The following is a 20,260-nucleotide window of genomic DNA, read 5'->3' as shown; positions in this document are numbered from 1 at the left end:
CAATTTAAGCGCCGCGAAAGCCGGTTTATCCCCGCTGGCGCGGGGAACACATCGCGATATGTGGCTCATATCCAAGCGCCTGCGGTTTATCCCCGCTGGCGCGGGGAACACGTCCTGCCTGCCGCTGTTGCCGTCGAGCGTGCCGGTTTATCCCCGCTGGCGCGGGGAACACTCCGGGTGCTGGCCGTCTATCACTGGCAGGGGCGGTTTATCCCCGCTGGCGCGGGGAACACTCCGGTTTATTGAATAATTCAGGGTGCAGCTGCGGTTTATCCCCGCTGGCGCGGGGAACACGGTGCTGGAATATGTGAAGATCAACACCATCGCGGTTTATCCCCGCTGGCGCGGGGAACACATCCCTGATGACGTTGCGCGCACCGTTACCGACGGTTTATCCCCGCTGGCGCGGGGAACACGGTGCGCGCGTGGTTCCGGGACAGTTACCAGAACGGTTTATCCCCGCTGGCGCGGGGAACACGTCCAACGGAATGCAGAACGTTGCCAGGCACCCGGTTTATCCCCGCTGGCGCGGGGAACACGACGACGACCTGGCGCGCAAGATGCGCGGGCGCGGTTTATCCCCGCTGGCGCGGGGAACACAAGCAGCAGAGCATTTTAAAGTCCGCAGGAGGCGGTTTATCCCCGCTGGCGCGGGGAACACAACTTTTGATTCAAAGAGAGCAACCATATGCTCGGTTTATCCCCGCTGGCGCGGGGAACACCCCTCGATGTTCGACAGGTCGCTGACGACCAGCGGTTTATCCCCGCTGGCGCGGGGAACACATCAGCAGCCGCATCGCCTCGGTGCTGAATTTCGGTTTATCCCCGCTGGCGCGGGGAACACCTGGCTTCTATCGCCCGCGCGGATCCGAATGACGGTTTATCCCCGCTGGCGCGGGGAACACTAAGTGATGATACGCCAGATAAAATAAAAGAACGGTTTATCCCCGCTGGCGCGGGGAACACACCGGCGGCGCAGATATTGAGACGCAGGAAAGCGGTTTATCCCCGCTGGCGCGGGGAACACTGAACGGCAAAGCGGAGGCGGCACAGCTGGAGCGGTTTATCCCCGCTGGCGCGGGGAACACGCTATACCCTGCCCGCTCAGCCGCCGGTGCTGCCGGTTTATCCCCGCTGGCGCGGGGAACACTCCTCGAGCTGAACGGCACCGACATCGAGGCACGGTTTATCCCCGCTGGCGCGGGGAACACTCCGTATCCAATCACCTCCTATGCCGATTTGGCGGTTTATCCCCGCTGGCGCGGGGAACACCATTAAAACTCGAAGATAAAGAGATGGGCTATCGGTTTATCCCCGCTGGCGCGGGGAACACGCGGCGCATTGCTCCGACGAATTTTTTCGGCTTCGGTTTATCCCCGCTGGCGCGGGGAACACGCATCGCTCACCCCTTGGCGTGTTGCCTGTTGGCGGTTTATCCCCGCTGGCGCGGGGAACACCTCACTGACGAGTTTCTCGCCCGGTGCGCTGGCGGTTTATCCCCGCTGGCGCGGGGAACACAAGAACAACGTGCGTTGCGCATCGCAGAAAAACGGTTTATCCCCGCTGGCGCGGGGAACACGGGTGACATCCGCCTTATTGATGCCGTACGCGCGGTTTATCCCCGCTGGCGCGGGGAACACTCTTAGAGTATATGATTGAATTAGAATGTATTTTTAAAGACCTCAAATTTCACCAAATACTTTCTCGTTCCGATAAAACGCAACAACTTGATTTATAACAAAATTTCAAAAGACACTTTGGCGGCCCCCTAGGTCACCAAATTAATATTAATTATCAACAAATTAACAATCAAAACCGATTAAACGGCGCCGAAAAAGCCACTTCGCCGCTGACGCCATTCAGGGCGTCTTCCGCCAGCGGGTAGACCTGGAACGCGCTTTCCGTGTCCGGCCAGCGGCAGTGCAGGCCATAGGCGGCGGCCGGTTTAAAGCCGAAGCGGCCGTAGTAGGCCGGCTCGCCCAGCACCACCACCGCGGCGTAGCTGAATTCGTTCAGCGAATCCAAGCCTTCGTACACCAGCTTTTCAGCCAGCCCCTGGCGGCGCAGGCTTTCGTCTACCGCCAGCGGCGCCAGCGCCACCCATTGGCGGTCTTCGCCGGCCACGTCCACCGGGCTGAACGCGGCGTAACCCACTACCCCGCCTTCGTCGTCAGTGGCGACCACGCCCAGCGTCAGCAGGCCGTCTTCGCGCAGCTGCTGCACCAGATCGGCTTCGTCGTCGCGGCCAAAGGCGCGGCGCAGCAAAGCATCGATGCCCGCCGCATCTACCGGGATCTCTACGCGGATCAGCATGATACCGCCACACGGGAAGCCGACGCCGTGCCCTCCTGCAACCCTGCTTCGACAAAATCAGCCAACTGCAACAGCCCCATGCGCAGCGGCGCGGGCATGCTTTCCAGCTCGATGGCGTCCATCAAATTTTTCACATACAGGCCCAATTCGGTATCCCCTTCAATCTGCAGCCGACGCTGAAAGAACAGCGTATCCGGATCTTGCTTGCGCGCCGCGATCAGGATCAGATCGTTGGCGTCGCCGCTGAAGCTGACATCCGCTTCGGCGTGCTGGCTGACCACCAGTTTGTCGTTTTCTACCGTCATAAACCATTGTAGCGCCAGATCGCGAACTTCGATCTTCAACCAGCGCGATTCGAGAAATTCCAGATCGCCATCCGCCAACGCCTGGCGAAACTGCCAGCTCAGCACCTGTTGCAGCAGTTGGCGCTGCAGGGCGAACGGCGTGAATTTCAGCGGGATGCGCAGCAGCGACGGCCCCTGGCGCACAAGGCGTGCTCGTAGTTGTTCCAACACGGTCATCCACTCCTTTCAATACGGACTACCGCTATTTTGCCACACTGGCGCGCGGCTTCAGCGGTCTATATCAACAAATAGTGCATTTCACCGCCATGTTTATCAATACGCCATAAGCTGCCCCAAATCAAAACCTGTGTGCGCCCCTTTGCCTAAAATGGCCTCCCCGATTCGCGTTTGCCGGCGAAGCACCGCCGCCGGCAACCTTTAAAGACAGCGTGCGCCCGGCCGGGCGCACGGCTAAGCCAGGATAAATCTATGGAGCTGCTTTGCCCCGCCGGCAACCTGCCGGCCCTGAAGGCCGCGGTGGATAACGGCGCCGACGCCGTTTACATCGGTCTGAAAGACGATACCAACGCGCGCCACTTCGCCGGCCTCAACTTCACCGAGAAAAAGCTGCAGGAAGCGGTCGATTACGTGCATCGCCACGGCCGCAAGCTGCATATCGCCATCAACACCTTCGCCCATCCCGACGGCTATGTCCGCTGGCAGCGCGCGGTGGATATGGCGGCCCAACTGGGCGCCGACGCGCTGATTCTGGCGGATCTGGCGATGCTGGAATACGCCACCCAGCGCTACCCGCAGCTGGAGCGCCACGTTTCGGTGCAGGCCTCCGCCACCAACGAAGAGGCGATCCGTTTCTACCAGCGCAACTTCGAGGTGGGCCGGGTGGTGCTGCCGCGCGTGCTGTCGATGCATCAGGTGAAACAGCTGGCGCGCACCAGCCCGGTGCCGCTGGAAGTGTTCGCCTTCGGCAGCCTGTGCATCATGGCCGAGGGGCGCTGCTATCTCTCTTCCTACCTGACCGGCGAGTCGCCGAACACCGTCGGTGCCTGTTCGCCGGCGCGGTTCGTGCGCTGGCAGCAAACCCCGCAGGGCATGGAGTCGCGCCTGAACGACGTGCTGATCGACCGCTACCAGGATCATGAAAACGCCGGTTACCCGACGCTGTGCAAGGGCCGCTATCTGGTGGACGACGTGCGCTACCACGCGCTGGAGGAGCCCACCAGCCTCAATACGCTGGAGCTGCTGCCGGAGCTGCTGGCCGCCAACATTGCCTCGGTGAAGATCGAAGGCCGCCAGCGCAGCCCGGCTTACGTCAGCCAGGTAGCGCGCGTCTGGCGCCAGGCGATCGACCGCTGCCAGGCCGATCCGGCCGCCTACCGCGCCGACGCCGCCTGGATGGAGACGCTGGGCGCGATGTCCGAGGGCACCCAGACCACGCTGGGCGCCTATCACCGCAAATGGCAGTAGCCGGAGGTAAGATGAAATACGCACTGGGGCCGGTACTCTACTACTGGCCGAAAAACGACATCGCGGCGTTCTATCAGCAGGCGGCGGAGAGCAGCGCCGACATCATTTATCTCGGTGAGAGCGTCTGCACCAAGCGGCGCGAGATGAAGGTCGGCGATTGGCTGGCGCTGGCGCGCGAAATCGCCCGCAGCGGCAAGCAGGTGGTGATCTCCACGCTGGCGCTGCTGCAGGCGCCGTCCGAGCTGAATGAGCTGAAACGCTATGTGGAGAACGGCGAATTCCTGTTTGAAGCCAACGATCTGGGCGCGGTGAACATGGCGGCGGAGCGCGGCCTGCCGTTCGTCGCCGGCCATGCGCTGAACTGCTACAACGCCTATACCCTGCGCCTGCTGCGCCGCCAGGGCATGATGCGCTGGTGCATGCCGGTCGAGCTTTCGCGCGACTGGCTGGCCAACCTGCTGGCGCAGTGCGACGAGCTGGGCTTCCGCCACGACTTCGAGGTGGAGGTGCTGAGCTACGGCCACCTGCCGCTGGCCTATTCGGCGCGCTGCTTCACCGCGCGTTCGGAGAACCGCGGCAAGGACGAGTGCGAAACCTGCTGCATCAAGTATCCGCAGGGCCGCATGATGCGCTCGCAGGAACAGCAGCAGGTGTTCGTGCTCAACGGCATCCAGACCATGAGCGGCTACTGCTATAACCTCGGCAACGAGCTGCCAAGCATGCAGGGGCTGGTGGACATCGTGCGTCTGTCGCCGCAGGGCGCCGAGACGCTGGCACAAATCGACGCCTTCCGCGCCAACGAACGCGGCGAGCAGCCGCTGGCCTTGACCGACCACGCCGACTGCAACGGCTACTGGCGCCGCGTGGCGGGGTTGGAGTTGGTGTCTTAGCGAGGTAAACGCCGGCGGTGCTCTGCCGCCGGTATCGGTTTACGCCGCACGTTTCTCCTGTTTTCTCTGCAGCATGGCTCACCTGGCCGCCTTCAATCCCCCGCATTACGCACTGTTTTCTGTTTTGTTCACTGTGAACCCTTGATTAATTCATTTGAATGAATTAATTTTTTAGGCGACATTCCATAATATGATGAGGAGTAACGACATGCTGACACGCCCTGAACCGTTATCTCTGGCCGAGCGCGACCGCCGCTGGCAGCTGGCGCGGGACATTATGCAGACGGAAGACCTTGCGGCGCTGATCGTATACGGCGACCGGGAAGCCGCCGCCCCCGCCGGTTTCGCACCAGATTGCTACTTCACCAACGATCGTCCCGGTTCGATCGTCGTTTTCGTCGGCGATGAATCGCCGCGCATCTACACCTTCGCTTCGATGATGGTAGCCGACCACCTGCAGGCCTCGTTGCGCGGCGATCTGCAGTGGATCGGCGCGCAACAGCTGTTCGTCGGTAAAACCGGCCGCGATGTCGGCGCCTGGCTGGCCGAGCGCCGTTTAGCGGGAAGCCGCATCGGCATCATCGGGCTGGAACCCTACCCTCCCTTCTACTTCGACGGCGCCATGCCCGCTCGCACGCTGCAGGGGTTGACGGAGGCGCTCCCAACGGCCAATTGGATACCGGTCTACCGCGAATTCTTCCGGCGCGCCTCGGTAAAAAGCGAGGAGGAATTGCGGCTGGTACGCTATGCCGCACACATCGGCGAAGCCATGAGCGAAACATTGCGTGCCACCGCCAGACCCGGCGTTTCCGAAGCCGATCTGGTGGCAGCAGTGACGGCAACCTGCTTCTCAATGGGCGGTTATACTGCAGAGCTGTTGTTGGGATCCGGCCCCGAGTACATCGGCTGGGGGCCACCTGCCTGGCAATACCGCGCCCAGGCGCCAAGGGTTCTGCAAGAAGGCGATTTGGTGCTGTCGGAGATCTTCGCGCTGTACGGTATGATGGAAACCCAGCATCAGGCCGCCGTCGCCATCGGCGAGGTACACCCCGATATTCTGCGCGCTGCGGCGATCGCCAGAGCGAGTTATGAGGCGGGATTGGGCGCGCTACGAACGGGTAACACCTTCGGCGATGTGGTCGACGCCATGGAGCAACCGTTGCTGGCCGCCGGCGGCTGGCACGTGCATCCGCTGATCCATAGCCTTAATCCCTATGGCCCGGTCGGTTTCGGCACCGCGCCCGGCATCGAGTCTCTCCCCGAAGCCGCCCGCTATGCGCAGCTCAGGCGTTTGCCTACCGTGGGGCGTGAACTGCCGCTGCAAGCGGGCATGTGCTTCGCTTTTGAACCCAACTGTGCTTTCGGCAGGCATATGGCCAACCTCGGCGGTACGGTACTGGTCGGTGAAACAGGCGGCGTGGCACTGAATGAGAACTCAACCCGGCTGATGTTCGCAGGCGGTTAACATCGATAATCAGGAGACAGTGTTTCAATGCAGAATCAGGACAGGCTCAATGAGCGTACCCGCGAAACCCAGGAACGTCTTATCCGGGCAGGCTTGAGCCTGTTCAGCAAACAGGGGCTCGAAGGCGTGCGCACCCGCCAACTGGCCGAAGCGGCGGGGGTGAATCAGTCCGCTATTCCCTATCATTTTGGCGGCAAGGAGGGCGTCTATCTGGCGGTACTGGAACATGTCGCCGGTAGCATTGTCGCCCATTTGGCCTTGCCGCGCCGCCTGCTCGCCGGGCAAACGCCGGCGGAAGCGTTACGGACATTGATGCAAGATTTCGTCACCGCCTTGCTGGGCTCGGAAACATCTGCGGCAAGCAGCCTGTTGTTGGCGCGAGAACAGCTCCAGCCCAGTGCCGATTTCGATGCTCTGCATACCCGTTTATTCTCACCGCTGCATCATGCCGTGAGCGAGCTGATCACGGCAATCCGCAGCGACCAACCTGACCTGAAAGAGAATATCCTGCGCGCGCACGCCGTTCTCGGCCAGGCGTTGTCCTTCGCCGTCGCACGCGAGGCGCTGTTGCGAAGGCTGGGAGAAAACGCGCTGTCGCCACAGGAGATCGCGCAGATCGCCGCTCTGGTTGGCACGATGTCAGTCGCCGCCGCGCAAGGCTGAACGCGGCGGCGTTGGTAATATCCAAACGATACAAAAAGGTTTGAATGATTGCTGAAGTCAATTTATCTCCATTCTCATGGTGACTACTGGCTGCAGATATAAGCGCATTACCACAGGTTTCCCCGCTAACGCGGGGAACACGACGCCACATGATCAGCATAAACGTTACGGGCCGGTTTATCCCCGCTAGCGCGGGGAACACTCGCCGCCCGGCTCACTGCAGACGGTATTGACCGGTTTATCCCCGCTGGCGCGGGGAACACACGGTTAAGGTTCCGCGCGTGTTTGGATTCTCCGGTTTATCCCCGCTGACGCGGGGAACACGCCTGGACGGTGCTGAGCGATCTGGCCGGTATCGGTTTATCCCCGCTGGCGCGGGGAACACATTGCGCTCACAGCGTCGCCGAGCATTTAAAGCGGTTTATCCCCGCTGGCGCGGGGAACACCCCATCCCATACAATTGCGCTCATATACTCTCCGGTTTATCCCCGCTGGCGCGGGGAACACCTGTTCGACCAACGATTGAAGTTCGGCCCATACGGTTTATCCCCGCTGGCGCGGGGAACACTGCAGGCGCCCATTCTCATAGCGCCATGTCGCCGGTTTATCCCCGCTGGCGCGGGGAACACGTCATACCGCTGTAAGGTCGCAGACTGCCCAACGGTTTATCCCCGCTGGCGCGGGGAACACATCTGGCGCTGCGCCGGCGTCATGGCCACGGCCGGTTTATCCCCGCTGGCGCGGGGAACACTCGATCATGTTGTCCTCGAACAGCTCGGTGAACGGTTTATCCCCGCTGGCGCGGGGAACACCCCGCCAATGCCTCGATTTTGTCGAGCGTCGGCGGTTTATCCCCGCTGGCGCGGGGAACACGAGGCATCCTGCAGTTTGTTGAGCCGCTCCTGCGGTTTATCCCCGCTGGCGCGGGGAACACGCAACGTCACACGATCCGCACGCTGCGCAGCGACGGTTTATCCCCGCTGGCGCGGGGAACACAGCCCTCAAGCTATGACGATGCCATTTTGATGCGGTTTATCCCCGCTGGCGCGGGGAACACACTGGCCGAAGTCTCCGCCGGTGTGGCTGCGCCGGTTTATCCCCGCTGGCGCGGGGAACACAAGGTAAGCCAAATCTGGATTACGTGTGCAATCGGTTTATCCCCGCTGGCGCGGGGAACACCCACTTGGGAACTAGCATGGTTATGACGTCTCCGGTTTATCCCCGCTGGCGCGGGGAACACAAGAGCGCTCGGTGGCAAGTTCAGCGAGTTCACGGTTTATCCCCGCTGGCGCGGGGAACACCCCGAACCGGTCCATCATCGCGGCCATGACCACGGTTTATCCCCGCTGGCGCGGGGAACACGCATGATGAGCAGATTATGGCGCTGGTGGAAGCGGTTTATCCCCGCTGGCGCGGGGAACACAGCACCTGATGAAGGGCAGGCCTGTGCCGCCGCGGTTTATCCCCGCTGGCGCGGGGAACACGACGTTAACCTGTTCTCAAGCGCCGTCTCATCCGGTTTATCCCCGCTGGCGCGGGGAACACTGCGGGAGGGGAAATAACATGGCCTGTAATTGCGGTTTATCCCCGCTGGCGCGGGGAACACGCCGTCTGTGCTCACCTCGATTTTGTAGGTCACCGGTTTATCCCCGCTGGCGCGGGGAACACCAGCCCTTCACTTTTCCACGCAGCCGCTACCACGGTTTATCCCCGCTGGCGCGGGGAACACACCGGTTCGGCATGCAACAATCGTGATACCGCCGGTTTATCCCCGCTGGCGCGGGGAACACTGGCGCTGGCGCAGCTCTGCATCCGTCTCCACTGGTTTATCCCCGCTGGCGCGGGGAACACATAACCACTGCTGGGATGCCATACGCTACGGCCGGTTTATCCCCGCTGGCGCGGGGAACACGTTAAATAAGCATTTCCAGCCATGATGATTACCGGTTTATCCCCGCTGGCGCGGGGAACACATCCCTGATGACGTTGCGCGCACCGTTACCGACGGTTTATCCCCGCTGGCGCGGGGAACACTTCTTCCATCTGACTGAGAAAGGCGAAGCGTTGCGGTTTATCCCCGCTGGCGCGGGGAACACAGCTATTCGTTCTCGGGTATTGCTGACGTTATCGGTTTATCCCCGCTGGCGCGGGGAACACTCTGTAACGCCGGATAAAAAGCCAATGGTCATCGGTTTATCCCCGCTGGCGCGGGGAACACAGTGAACTAACATCTACGGGTTCGTCTGTGTTAGGTTTATCCCCGCTGGCGCGGGGAACACGCAACGATGGTGAATAGATATGTCATAACATTACGGTTTATCCCCGCTGGCGCGGGGAACACGAAAGCTCCAGCAAAAGCGACTCATCGGCAATTCGGTTTATCCCCGCTGGCGCGGGGAACACAGTGTGCCCGCCGCGATGCTCCTGGTGCTGTTCGGTTTATCCCCGCTGGCGCGGGGAACACGGTTAAATGAAATGTTGTCGTTCCCGGTAATGGCGGTTTATCCCCGCTGGCGCGGGGAACACGCGTTAAAGCCGATAGCGTCGGTTTTCTCTGCCGGTTTATCCCCGCTGGCGCGGGGAACACGCATCTGTTTCAAGGAATTCATGGGGAAGGCTCCGGTTTATCCCCGCTGGCGCGGGGAACACTCCTCATACGCCTTTTCAATCCGGCTGGTGCCCGGTTTATCCCCGCTGGCGCGGGGAACACGCGTACCGGCGCCCTCAATGCGCCACCAATATCCGGTTTATCCCCGCTGGCGCGGGGAACACGCACGTCATCCCCGCCATACCGCAGGGCGCAGACGGTTTATCCCCGCTGGCGCGGGGAACACGCGAACGGATCTCGTGAAAGCTGGGAGGGGTACCGGTTTATCCCCGCTGGCGCGGGGAACACTCTAAGATTAACTAATTGTTATAACTTGAGTTTCTAGGCTTCTAAAATTCCACCAACTTTTCCATATTTTTAAAGATCGATAACTTACTGATTTTCAATAGGGAAGAAAGAGACCAGCCTTAACCCATCGAGATCTACCGGCTCACGTCGATTTTCTCCCCATGTTTGAAAATCAAAACCGGACTCGTTATTCATCGCCCAAGCCATAACGGCATTACCCTCTCCCGCCAAGGCAGTAACCTGATGCCAGATCATTTCACGGACTTTACGCGAGGTATTACCGACATACACCCCCGCCCGCACTTCCAATAGCCACACGGCCAACCGACCTCGCAGCCGGGGAGGGATGTTTTCCGTCACGACAACCAGCATGCCCATCAGTTACGGCTCCTGTGACCCGCATCACCTAACGAAACAGGTTCAGGAATCGCAGGGGGCTGCGCATCTTCAAAAGGTTTAGGGAGTTCGATTTCCCCCGCAGCCAGAACCTCCTCAATCAAAGGAATAAGGCGGCCCAGCGTTTTTTGCGCGCGAAAAATATCTCGGCAGGCTAAACGCACTGCTTTATCAGGGGACAGAGGAGAACTCGCGGCGATTTCGAAGGCCTTTGGGACGACGCCTTCAAACTTCACGATGTCAGCAATATCATAAACAAAGGACAAGGGCTTACCCGTATGCACAAAACCAATCGCCGGGGCGTAACCTGCAGCCAATACGGCCGCCTCGGTAATGCCATACAGGCAAGAGGTGGCCGCACTGATGCATTGGTTAACGACATCTCCCTTATCCCAGTCCTTGGGGTCATAACGGCGTCCATGCCATTTCACGCCATAACGTTGGGCCAATAAAGAGTAGGTCTGTTTTACCCTGGCGCCTTCAATACCACGCAACTGCTCAACGGAACGCCGGCTGGGTGCCGGCTCACCAAAACGCAGCTCAAACATTTTTCGAACGACTTTCAGACGCAGTTCATCGTCTAAAGCCAGCTTAGCCTGATACAACAAACGATCCGAACGCGCTCCCCCAGGCTGACCGCTAGCGTATAATCGAACGCCTGCTTCGCCGACCCACACCAGCAGCGTTCCCGCCGTTGCCGCTAGCCTCACCGCGGCATGCGACACCCGAGTTCCCGGCTCCAACATAATGCAAGCCACGGATCCCAGCGGAATATGCGTGCGGATTCCCGTCTTATCCACCAGCACGAACGCGCCATCAATCACGTCAATCTGGCCATATTGCAAGAAGACCAGCGAAGTTCGCTCTTTCAAAGGAATCGGATTAAGGGGGATAAAACCCATCGCTTATCCCCTTTTAATCATCAATAACCCACATCCCAATGCTTTGCTTTTACCCAGCCCCGAACGCAATGCCTGCAGAAACAGAGTCGGTTCAGTAACCGTCAGGTAACCGGCGTAATCCACCGTGCTGAAAGTTATCGGTTTTTCCCCATTGCGGCGCGATAATCGCTGCGACTGGAAGGCAACTACGTGAGTAAAATCCTCCATCAACGGGCTTAATCTAAAACCATGCCGCTCTCCTTGCTCTTGCAACCAATGTTGCGCCGCGTGTTCCTGCCGCATTTTCCACTCGCAAGGGAGAACGCCTTGCCGTCTGGCGTGAAACTTCGCATCCATCATCACATCGCTGCGCTTACCTTGCCGGGTAATGACCGGGTTGGCCCGCAGATTGAAAAACAATGTCATGCCTTTCACCAATTGCGGCTCATACGGTTTAGTCGCGATCTGGAATAAATTATGTTGCTGCTGCGGCCGCCTTTCTGACAGCAGATAAAACTGGCCCTGAACGGTCGACGATTCCTGACGGAACAAAAAGCACCTTTCCGGCTCATCGGGGAAGAGTTGCCATAGCCATTGGTGGCTGGCATAAGTCTGTTGTGTACTGAGCCATTTATCCAACATGGCCGGCGGCAACCTTGCCAGATCCAAAGTGACGCGAGAAAGAAACATTACGCCTCCCTCCGATATTTTCCGCTATGCTGCACGCGCGTCCCAAATTGCCAACGCTTCTTGCTGAGCGGCCGATCGTTGCGTTGCCGGGACTCCAGCGGATCCACGCCTTCCGCCTCACCTTCCCAATAGCAAAGCGCCATCGGTTTGGCAGGGGAATACAAGAGGGCAAGATCGTGTTCCAGTTGTTTTTCCCCCGCGCGGAATACGTCCGCCAGCTGTCCGGTCAGTATTCTGGGTGCCAGAGGCAATGCCAAAGGACATGCCTTTCGCCCCAAATACAGAGGAAATATCGGTGTTTTCAGCGCCTGTGCCAAAGTCTCCAAACCTACAGGAGCATCAGATTCTGCGCTAACGGCCACCAGATAATAGGCATCACAACGATACTCACGCGAGGAAAGCATGGTGCCCACCTCTTGCGGTGCTAAAGTTAATTCTTCACGACGGGTGAAATAACGCCGCTTTTTATTTTCTCTCGGCACCTGAGTGGTGTGATAGTCACGCAACCATTGCTCACGAGATGACAACGGTAGAATAGCGAAGCGGTAATGTTGATTAAATTGATTCAGCTCGTCTTCATTATCCCGGGGAATACCGAGTGCCGCTGCCAATAACCCCAATAGGGCGGAACGTGTTGGAACCGCATCGGTATGACGCACTTCCCCCACGGCTGGTGCCCCCCATGACGCCATAGGCGCATAAAGCTGGAATAACAGATAACGGGACATCATGCCTCCTGTTTATTTGGCGACAAAATCCAGTAAACCCGCCAACGTGCCCTCGCCTTCTTCCACATTCAGCTGATAGCTCTCGGAATGCATATCGTATGCGCGCGCAAACTTCTGGTATTGCTGTTGCAGGCCGGCAATCGCCTGCAAAAGCTGATCCTCACCACGCACCGGGTTGAAGAAAGCAACGGAAAGCGAACGCGGCTGACATTCCCCTTTTTCCGCCAAAACATAAGAGGCGTAGGCACGTGAAGCGAAGCTGTTTTGTTTTCCCGTTGGGGAAACCGTAATCGCCGTTTCCGTAAATGCTCGCAAGGTGCGTTCAAGCAAAGCCTCATCGCCCTTCAAGTTTTGCAGCAACAGATCGCGGCTGATGCAGATATAGCTATACAACAATGCGGATGCGAAGCCTTGCTCCCCCATATGCGCCGAACCGGCATCTTCTTCTTTACGATTAAGATCGTCTACCGCCGTGAAGAAGTCCTCTTCCACCGCCACTGCGCTAACGCCCAAGGCATGGGCAACCTGACAAGCGGCCTCAACGTTAAATTCCGGGTTAGACGCCAGCATGCGGCCAAACAGCGCGATATCCACCCCTTGCGCCTGCTCACCCAGTAGCTGCTTGATATTCAATTCATCTTCTTTAGGCTCGCGCTGAGCTGCGATAAGCTCATTCACCAGTTGGCTGATTTTCTCCCGCTCTTCCGGGCTGATATGCACCAGTTGTTCGATATCCAGATTCTGGACCGGCGTCGCATTCTTATCCTTTTTAATCGCGCCGAGTTTCCCGGCGATATTTCCTGCGATCGACAACGCCGTTTCTTCCGCCACGCCGCCATTCAACAATTGTTGATAAATCTCTCGTCCGAGACGCCGGGTGCGGGCACCGATGTGGCCGTTCAGTGAAGCGGTGAAGGTTTCTGAAGTACGCCAAGCACGCTTCAGGCTTTGTGAGGAGACGCGTAAACGTTCAACGCCCCCCATGATGGCTGTTTTCGGCCGCCCGGTATCATCACGGTTCAAATTTGATGGGGCGTAAGCGGTTAATAAATGAAGCTGAATAAATGTAGTCATAATTAAGTCCTTATTAAATTAACTTATTTCCCCGATGCCATCAGGTATTCACTGGCCCAACGCACGCTGTTGCGGCGGAATGGATTGGTTTCGACCGGGCGATGTTCCTCGCGCGCCAACCACTCGCGCATCCAGAGAAATATCCCGTCCGCCAGCGAAACGATATTCACCCCTTCATCACCGCGTAATTTCACCGCTTTCATCAGTTGGCTATGCAACGCCTCAGGCTGCCTGGCCTGCTGCAAACGTTCAAAACGCAGCGACGACAGGCAAGGCCGCCCTTTTAACTCCTTACCTAACTGCGCGGCGAAACTGTCTTGCCCATTTGCGCGGCCGGCATGTACCGCGACGCTGGCAAATAACGCCAATGCCAACATATCGCCAGGCTGAAACGGCATGATTTTTTCCAACCGCTGGCACAGCGCACGAAATCCTTCGCAGGTCAGCGCCTCGTAAGGTCCTTTGGTCCGCCGCAGCTCGGCTCGCCATACGCGGCCGTTAAAAGACTGGCGATGATCTCGCTGCTGCAAATCATTAAACCAGCGCTTTAACGCCTCTTGCGCATCCACCTGGGTAAAAACCAACTCCCTACTGGTATTACTGTTAAGCACCCTGAACCTCCTTTCGTTCGGCCATCAGCGTTTTTACATCTTTCAGTACCTTCTGCCTGGTGTAGTTTTTGTCCATCAGGCGCCGCGCGGTAAGAACACGCAGCAGTACCTGGTTGTCATCCGGATTGTTCAACGCCAGGCGATCGAAGGTCACAAATAGATATTGATGCAGCGCAGACTCCCACTTGCGCAATGCAGTGCGAGCCTCCGCTGACTCATCGGGCAGTTCTTGCGCCAGGCAAGAGAGCAGCGTGCGAAAATCAGCCTCGGTTTCCTGCCAATATGCGATATCCAACGCGCTAAAATCGCCTTTCGCTTCCTTCGGCGTCTCGAACCAGGCCTCTTTCAGCGCCGATTTCAATAACGACAGGCTGCCCGTGGCTAAAGCAACGACCAATTCAATAGTCGCACTGAATTGTGAGTGCACCGCTTTATCGATAGCCAGGCTGGGTAAACGATGCTCATACCAACAACGCGCCTTGGCGTTGTCCATATCGAAACCAAAACACCAAAGGTAGAGGGGTTCTGCCGGACGTAGCTGACGATAGCTTTGCTCGCGCACCACTTCGGCCGGTACCGTGCGGTTGAACTTATCCTCTGCCCCCAGCGCCAGCCCCAACCAGTCTTTGTAGGCCAACCCTCCAGGCTGCCCTTTGAGCGACAGCAACGGTGAACCCGCTTTAACCGCCTGCCGATAGGGGGATAACGGATGCAGCCACCCTTCATACTGCACGCCATAGTTTTTATTGCGGATCTGTGTCAGCAAGGCAGAATGATGTTCGCCACAAAGGTCACAATTCCCCGCCTCTGTATGAGTAAAGTCGATTTCAACACGGCGTGGCATACCCCAATAGGCTTGTAAAGGATGCGCATTTTCCGGTGTCACGCTATTACCCGCCTTCTCGCTGCTGCGCGTGGGTGACAACCAGGGAAAAATCAACGGCAATTCGGCCGGTGCTGGCCGCCGTTCCTGAGGCAACACATTCAGCCACAGCTTTTTCCACAGCGGCAGATTGTGATTTTGCGGCATTACCAACGTTGTCATTGGCCCACCACCGCGCATGCTGGTGCGGAATCCCGCCCCCGCCGCCGGAGAGTTGGTTTGTACGGTAAATAACGCCATCGCGGTGCAATGCGGGCAGAAACGCTGGTAGCTGTCACGCTTAATGAAATGATCTTTATTCAGTTTAAGGGTGTTACCGCCGGGAGAATCGACCAACAAACCGGAAATAGAACTGTTCTCGCTTTCCAGCGTGGAGAAATCCTGTAAAAACGCAGGTTTTTGCGGGCCAAACTGCATCGCATCAGCGATACTCGCCAGCGCCTGCCGCCAGGCCTCGCTATCCAGCCCTTCGCGCCAAATGTCTTTCCAACTATCCTCATCTTCCGGCGCATACGCCGTTTGGAGTAGACCAATCAGGAACTGATAGGCGCCGCCCTGAAAGTCAGCCCTGGGATAGGTCAGTTCGACAATGTCGTCATCCGACAACTGCTTTGGGGAAATCTTTTTTCTCTGGCCTGAACGAGTGATCGCCGGCAGCCAGGGTTCGGTGAGAAGTGAAAAAGGTTCCATTTTATCTCCTTGATTACGGTCCATTTCCCAACAACCCCAGCGATTGATGGTAATAATTACAGTCCGTTTCCAGCAGCAACACGATTCCCTGGGGCCGATGCTGTTGTTTTCGAAATGCTTCCAACTCCGTCTCCGTCAGCTGGGGTAACCTGGCGCAATGCTTACGCCACCATTTTTCGCGTACCTGCACCCGGCTTTGCTCCCACGGGAAATCATCCACATCGGCATAAGGCTTGATGCCTTCAGGGGTACGATACGCCAGGTAAATATCCAGAGTTTCGTCACCAAGGCGGGTAGTTAACTCTGCTGCTGAACTCCACAGCGTGCTACTGGCCCGGCGATCGTATCCCTGATCGCGAGACAAGATGTTTTGCCCAGCCGCCATGCGTTCACCATACTTAGCACCGAGAACCCTATCCTCCACGTCCAACAGGGCCGATGGCGCTTCAATGCTGCCTTCATACACGCTTTCCACCAGCGTTCTTGCTTGGTCCGGCATGGTGATGCCCCGTAACTCGCGCAAAATCGCCTGCGTACGCCATAAACAAGCATGATCCGGATAAACGTACCCCGTTCCCCGTAGTGCCTCTCCCAGCCAATCCTCTTGAGCATTTGGCTGCCATTCAGGCGAGAAGACGGACAATACCGGCGCCGGGCGAGCATCTTGCGTGACATCGCCGCTGTTGCCGTTTTCGTCACGGATATGGCGCTGCAAGCGCCCGGCGCGTTGGATTAGCAGATCGATCGGAGCCAGATCGCTGATCATCATATCCAGATCTATATCCAGACTCTGTTCAATGACCTGAGTGGCAATGAGCACTTTGCCCTGCCGCTGTTGCGGATCGCCATTTTTACCAAACCAATCCAATGTTGTTTGCTCCACGCGCAAACGATCGACAAAGGCAAAACGACTGTGGAACAGCAAAAGATCTTCTGCAGGGATCTTGCCGCGCTGTTGTAATTGGCGATAAACCAACATCGCGTCATCAACGGTATTACGTATCCAACAGATGCAACGCCCGTCCGCTACCGCTCGCTCAATCATCGCAAGCGCATCTTCCAGATGGGTTATCCAACTCACATTGACATGGCGTTTTACCTCGGCACGCGTCGCGACTTGTCGCTCAGCCAAACCCCGATCATTCAATTGCGATACCCACGGGTAGCCGGCATTCTGCATTGGCTCAGGCGCGCTCCAATCCGCACCGCGCGCAAAAGCGTTAAGTAGCTTACCTCGTAGTGAATAAGGCAATGTTGCACTTAAGATAATGGCACTTCCCCCTTGAGCAGCGTGGAAATGCAACAACCCCTCTAACAGGCGCACCATATAGCTGTCATAAGCGTGCACTTCATCCAAAATCAACACTTTCCGGTTAATGCCCAGCAACCGCAGTGATTGATGACGGTATGGCATTGCCGCCATCAGGAGCTGATCCAATGTACCAACGCCGACCTCTGCCAATAGCGCCTTTTTACGTGAGTCCGCAAACCAGCTATTGCATTCACCGCTGGCGCTGGATTCAGCACCGCCATAACGCGACTGCCCGTTGTTCTCCCCCTGCCATACGGATTGGCTGAACGCTCTGGACATTTTGCTGCCTCCGTGCGCCAACACTAAAGAAGGGCGCGAAGCAGGCTGAAATAAAGCGTGATAGGCCCTGGAGAGACGCTGGTACATCGCATTAGCTGTCGCCATCGTGGGCAAACCGACATACAAGCCATCTGCTTTTCCTTGTGACATCAAACGGTTGGCGAGAATCAAAGCGGCTTCCGTTTTCCCCGCACCGGTAACATCTTCCAAAATGAATAACTGGCTACCTTGGGAGGAAATGTCGGCCTCATCGGCATCTTGCTGCAGCGGAGATAACTTTATGATAAATGGGAAAATATGCTGGTATTGATACTCCGCGTTAACCACCGATGCCGCAGGTAACGAAGCAATGGCATTCTGCGCCCGTCGCTGAGCTTGTTTCCAATAGTTTGCTAACGCCATTGGCGCTGCTACAAAGGGGAAGTAATACTGGTTTGAACCTAACCAATCCGCTAATACAGCCAACCCGGCCAGCAGCCAACTTTGTTTTTTTAAATTGCGGCGCCACGTTTTATCGGCAAATTGCGGAGGAAAAGACGTTTCGGGGAACACAGCCTGAATAGCCAGCAAGTATGATTCTGTCGCTAACATATCTTCACGAGTAAAAGCCAGCGCACCGTTAGCGTTCTCCGGTGGTTCGCCATGATGCCCAGTCACCAGCTGTAACCAAATGTTCAGGCTGCTTTCATATCGCTCCTTATTTTCATCATCAGGCAACAAGGCGATATTGTCATCCAACCAGCGAGACAAGATATGGTTCTGCCAAAGCCAGTATCCCAGAGAGTCATGTCGCGGGCGATAAATCCGCCCCGCATCAGGTACCAATGCGGAATTACTATGCGGATAAAGTTGCTGGAAACCTCGCGCAAATTTACCGATATCGTGTAGCGCCAGAAAATACGCAAACCAGTAAGCACCGTCGGCACGAGAGAAGCCTATCTCTGCGAGAATATCAGCGGCATGGAAACGATTATCAATCACCATCTGGTATCCACAGGCAGCGACATCCAGGCAGTGATAAGCTAATAGGTGGTAATCGTTGCCCTCTTCGGGTGAGTCGACTTTTTTTGCTTTTCCCCAGTAACGCATATAGTCAGGGATATCACTTCCCATAAACAATCCCGTTTAGATATAAATAGCACTTTGGTATTTTTAGCACCTCCATCAGATTAAAGGTACTTATATATGATTCAAAAACACAAAAAGCCCATTAAGCTCACAACAGTAAAGCCAAAACGAAAAAAATTAATTTTTATTTCATATAAATTATTAAATGCAACCAACGCCACCTTATACCAACTGATATAATTAACATGATAATATTTCATTATTGATATTATGCCTTTTGATGTTTTTGTTTATCTCCACTCATATGGAGAACTCCACATCTTGACCGGTCAGCTATCCATCAGTTGGGTTATCCCCGGCTCACCGGAGAGATAGCTGATGGCCGGTTTATCTTCGCTCTCGTGGGGAACACGGTCCTTTGCGCGCCTCTTTACCCGTTGACGCCGGTTTATCCCCGTTCTCGCGGGGAACACACAGCACCAGGCTGCGCTCGGCGATCAGCTCGGTTTATCCCCGCTCTCGCGGGGAACACAGCTGGCTACGCCGGTGCGGTTGCCGAGAACGCGGTTTATCCCCGCTCTCGCGGGGAACACGGACATGGCTGGGCTGTCGGGAATGTAATTCACGGTTTATCCCCACTCGCGTGGGGAACACTGCAGGAGGCAGCCAAGTGAAAACGCGCGGGACGGTTTATCCCCACTCGCGTGGGGAACACGTGTTAGTGGATGGGCAGCAGAAAGGCATTAACGGTTTATCCCCACTCGCGTGGGGAACACGAAAATATCCTGCACCTTGTAGCGCTCCATCGCCGGTTTATCCCCACTCGCGTGGGGAACACAACAGTGGTGGAAATCTGAATACGGAGCACCTCGGTTTATCCCCACTCGCGTGGGGAACACGCGTTGAGAATTATGATGGCCTTAGCCGATAGCGGTTTATCCCCACTCGCGTGGGGAACACGCGTTCCAGCTATTGTCGGCACCCCTCCAGATCCGGTTTATCCCCACTCGCGTGGGGAACACGCTGGCAATGCCTAAAAATGTCACCATCACCGCCGGTTTATCCCCACTCGCGTGGGGAACACTAGATAAGCATCGCGCCCCCTGCCATTGGGGGCGGTTTATCCCCACTCGCGTGGGGAACACCAGTGGCTAATCCGAGATTCATCAATGCCAATCGGTTTATCCCCACTCGCGTGGGGAACACCGACACAGCGGGATTGTCAGGTAGTCGCTGGGCGGTTTATCCCCACTCGCGTGGGGAACACATCCAGGAAGGCCTGATGTGCAACGGCGATTTCGGTTTATCCCCACTCGCGTGGGGAACACATCCGTTCGTCTGGGATAAGCAGGGTGCGGCTCGGTTTATCCCCACTCGCGTGGGGAACACGCGATTCTTGGTCTCGATGCAGGGCTTTCCACCCGGTTTATCCCCACTCGCGTGGGGAACACTGCATCCTCATGCACTTCAGGGAAGAAGTTGCCGGTTTATCCCCACTCGCGTGGGGAACACTTTACCCTGCAACTGTTACCAACGGTGCAAAACTGATCCACCCCAGCGGTTGAAAATTGATCCAGGGGTTAATCTGCTCCTCTGAATACAGGGGAGCTTATGATCACTTTTGAGATTCGTATGGAAATTAAAGTCCTGCA

14 protein-coding genes and 3 CRISPR repeat arrays (1 of these 17 cut by a window edge) are annotated in these 20,260 nt (G+C 57.1%); of the genes, 4 read left to right on the top strand and 10 right to left on the bottom strand.

What is annotated here, in order from left to right; all coding sequences use genetic code 11:
* A CRISPR array of direct repeats spans positions 1 to 1,640; the repeat unit is 29 nt; unit sequence CGGTTTATCCCCGCTGGCGCGGGGAACAC (it extends 3,035 nt beyond the left edge of the window).
* Between the two features lie 169 nt (positions 1,641 to 1,809).
* Both M6G53_RS07970 and ubiT read right to left on the bottom strand, forming a co-directional pair.
* Positions 1,810 to 2,313, bottom strand: a complete 504-nt coding sequence (locus M6G53_RS07970) for a GNAT family N-acetyltransferase (protein ID WP_049201571.1) — start codon at positions 2,311 to 2,313, stop codon at positions 1,810 to 1,812.
* The gene (ubiT, locus tag M6G53_RS07965) at positions 2,307 to 2,828 is read right to left on the bottom strand and encodes a ubiquinone anaerobic biosynthesis accessory factor UbiT (protein WP_039567957.1); all 522 of its coding nucleotides are present in this window, start codon (positions 2,826 to 2,828) and stop codon (positions 2,307 to 2,309) included. The genes M6G53_RS07970 and ubiT overlap by 7 nt, the downstream gene beginning before the upstream one ends.
* Before the next feature lie 258 nt (positions 2,829 to 3,086).
* Here ubiT and ubiU point away from each other — a divergent pair, with 258 nt between their 5' ends.
* From ubiU to M6G53_RS07945, 4 genes are all read left to right on the top strand, one after another.
* The gene (gene ubiU / locus M6G53_RS07960) at positions 3,087 to 4,082 is read left to right on the top strand and encodes a ubiquinone anaerobic biosynthesis protein UbiU (protein ID WP_253330348.1); all 996 of its coding nucleotides are present in this window, start codon (positions 3,087 to 3,089) and stop codon (positions 4,080 to 4,082) included.
* Positions 4,083 to 4,093: 11 nt separating this feature from the next.
* A complete protein-coding gene (locus M6G53_RS07955; RefSeq protein WP_147191507.1) occupies positions 4,094 to 4,972 on the top strand; it encodes a U32 family peptidase in 879 nt (292 codons plus the stop codon).
* Positions 4,973 to 5,180: 208 nt separating this feature from the next.
* On the top strand, positions 5,181 to 6,437 hold the full coding sequence (locus M6G53_RS07950; RefSeq protein ID WP_253330346.1) for a M24 family metallopeptidase: 1,257 nt from the start codon (positions 5,181 to 5,183) through the stop codon (positions 6,435 to 6,437).
* Between the two features lie 27 nt (positions 6,438 to 6,464).
* Complete coding sequence (locus M6G53_RS07945) at positions 6,465 to 7,100, top strand: CerR family C-terminal domain-containing protein (protein ID WP_253330344.1); 636 nt, start codon at positions 6,465 to 6,467, stop codon at positions 7,098 to 7,100.
* 173 nt (positions 7,101 to 7,273) lie between these two features.
* A CRISPR array of direct repeats spans positions 7,274 to 9,996; the repeat unit is 29 nt; unit sequence CGGTTTATCCCCGCTGGCGCGGGGAACAC.
* An 84-nt stretch (positions 9,997 to 10,080) separates the two neighbouring features.
* Here M6G53_RS07945 and cas2e read toward each other — a convergent pair.
* Genes cas2e through cas3 form a run of 8 tightly spaced genes read right to left on the bottom strand, consistent with a single transcriptional unit; the run spans position 10,081 to position 18,653 of the window.
* Positions 10,081 to 10,374 (bottom strand): type I-E CRISPR-associated endoribonuclease Cas2e, encoded by a 294-nt coding sequence (cas2e, locus tag M6G53_RS07940; RefSeq protein WP_055312427.1) that lies wholly within the window; start codon positions 10,372 to 10,374, stop codon positions 10,081 to 10,083.
* The gene (gene cas1e, locus M6G53_RS07935) at positions 10,374 to 11,294 is read right to left on the bottom strand and encodes a type I-E CRISPR-associated endonuclease Cas1e (protein WP_253330342.1); all 921 of its coding nucleotides are present in this window, start codon (positions 11,292 to 11,294) and stop codon (positions 10,374 to 10,376) included. The genes cas2e and cas1e overlap by 1 nt, the downstream gene beginning before the upstream one ends.
* A 3-nt stretch (positions 11,295 to 11,297) precedes the next feature.
* Complete coding sequence (gene cas6e, locus M6G53_RS07930; protein ID WP_253330340.1) at positions 11,298 to 11,963, bottom strand: type I-E CRISPR-associated protein Cas6/Cse3/CasE; 666 nt, start codon at positions 11,961 to 11,963, stop codon at positions 11,298 to 11,300.
* The gene (gene cas5e / locus M6G53_RS07925) at positions 11,963 to 12,691 is read right to left on the bottom strand and encodes a type I-E CRISPR-associated protein Cas5/CasD (protein WP_253330338.1); all 729 of its coding nucleotides are present in this window, start codon (positions 12,689 to 12,691) and stop codon (positions 11,963 to 11,965) included. Before cas5e ends, cas6e begins: the two co-directional genes overlap by 1 nt.
* A 12-nt stretch (positions 12,692 to 12,703) precedes the next feature.
* Positions 12,704 to 13,765, bottom strand: a complete 1,062-nt coding sequence (gene cas7e / locus M6G53_RS07920) for a type I-E CRISPR-associated protein Cas7/Cse4/CasC (protein WP_253330336.1) — start codon at positions 13,763 to 13,765, stop codon at positions 12,704 to 12,706.
* A 23-nt stretch (positions 13,766 to 13,788) separates the two neighbouring features.
* Positions 13,789 to 14,376 (bottom strand): type I-E CRISPR-associated protein Cse2/CasB, encoded by a 588-nt coding sequence (gene casB, locus M6G53_RS07915; protein ID WP_253330334.1) that lies wholly within the window; start codon positions 14,374 to 14,376, stop codon positions 13,789 to 13,791.
* Positions 14,369 to 15,949, bottom strand: coding sequence for a type I-E CRISPR-associated protein Cse1/CasA (gene casA / locus M6G53_RS07910; RefSeq protein ID WP_253330331.1), 1,581 nt, complete (start codon positions 15,947 to 15,949; stop codon positions 14,369 to 14,371). Before casA ends, casB begins: the two co-directional genes overlap by 8 nt.
* A gap of 13 nt (positions 15,950 to 15,962) precedes the next feature.
* The gene (gene cas3 / locus M6G53_RS07905) at positions 15,963 to 18,653 is read right to left on the bottom strand and encodes a CRISPR-associated helicase Cas3' (protein WP_253330329.1); all 2,691 of its coding nucleotides are present in this window, start codon (positions 18,651 to 18,653) and stop codon (positions 15,963 to 15,965) included.
* A gap of 338 nt (positions 18,654 to 18,991) precedes the next feature.
* Positions 18,992 to 20,120: direct repeats of the CRISPR family, unit length 29 nt; unit sequence CGGTTTATCCCCACTCGCGTGGGGAACAC.
* Positions 20,121 to 20,260 lie beyond the last annotated feature (140 nt).

This window comes from Serratia nevei, assembly GCF_024160145.1.
Classification (GTDB): Bacteria; Pseudomonadota; Gammaproteobacteria; order Enterobacterales; family Enterobacteriaceae; genus Serratia; species Serratia nevei_A.
The sequence above is the reverse complement of the archived record's forward strand: the minus strand, read 5'-3'. Positions and strand labels throughout refer to the sequence as shown.

What these genes read in the sequence shown, in the direction of transcription:
- M6G53_RS07970 (WP_049201571.1), bottom strand. Translation starts at nt 2,313, where the DNA reads ATGCTGATCCGCGTAGAGATCCCGGTAGATGCGGCGGGCATCGATGCT.
- ubiU (WP_253330348.1), top strand. Translation starts at nt 3,087, where the DNA reads ATGGAGCTGCTTTGCCCCGCCGGCAACCTGCCGGCCCTGAAGGCCGCG.
- M6G53_RS07955 (WP_147191507.1), top strand. Translation starts at nt 4,094, where the DNA reads ATGAAATACGCACTGGGGCCGGTACTCTACTACTGGCCGAAAAACGAC.
- M6G53_RS07950 (WP_253330346.1), top strand. Translation starts at nt 5,181, where the DNA reads ATGCTGACACGCCCTGAACCGTTATCTCTGGCCGAGCGCGACCGCCGC.
- M6G53_RS07945 (WP_253330344.1), top strand. Translation starts at nt 6,465, where the DNA reads ATGCAGAATCAGGACAGGCTCAATGAGCGTACCCGCGAAACCCAGGAA.
- cas2e (WP_055312427.1), bottom strand. Translation starts at nt 10,374, where the DNA reads ATGGGCATGCTGGTTGTCGTGACGGAAAACATCCCTCCCCGGCTGCGA.
- cas1e (WP_253330342.1), bottom strand. Translation starts at nt 11,294, where the DNA reads ATGGGTTTTATCCCCCTTAATCCGATTCCTTTGAAAGAGCGAACTTCG.
- cas6e (WP_253330340.1), bottom strand. Translation starts at nt 11,963, where the DNA reads ATGTTTCTTTCTCGCGTCACTTTGGATCTGGCAAGGTTGCCGCCGGCC.
- cas5e (WP_253330338.1), bottom strand. Translation starts at nt 12,691, where the DNA reads ATGTCCCGTTATCTGTTATTCCAGCTTTATGCGCCTATGGCGTCATGG.
- cas7e (WP_253330336.1), bottom strand. Translation starts at nt 13,765, where the DNA reads ATGACTACATTTATTCAGCTTCATTTATTAACCGCTTACGCCCCATCA.
- casA (WP_253330331.1), bottom strand. Translation starts at nt 15,949, where the DNA reads ATGGAACCTTTTTCACTTCTCACCGAACCCTGGCTGCCGGCGATCACT.
- cas3 (WP_253330329.1), bottom strand. Translation starts at nt 18,653, where the DNA reads ATGGGAAGTGATATCCCTGACTATATGCGTTACTGGGGAAAAGCAAAA.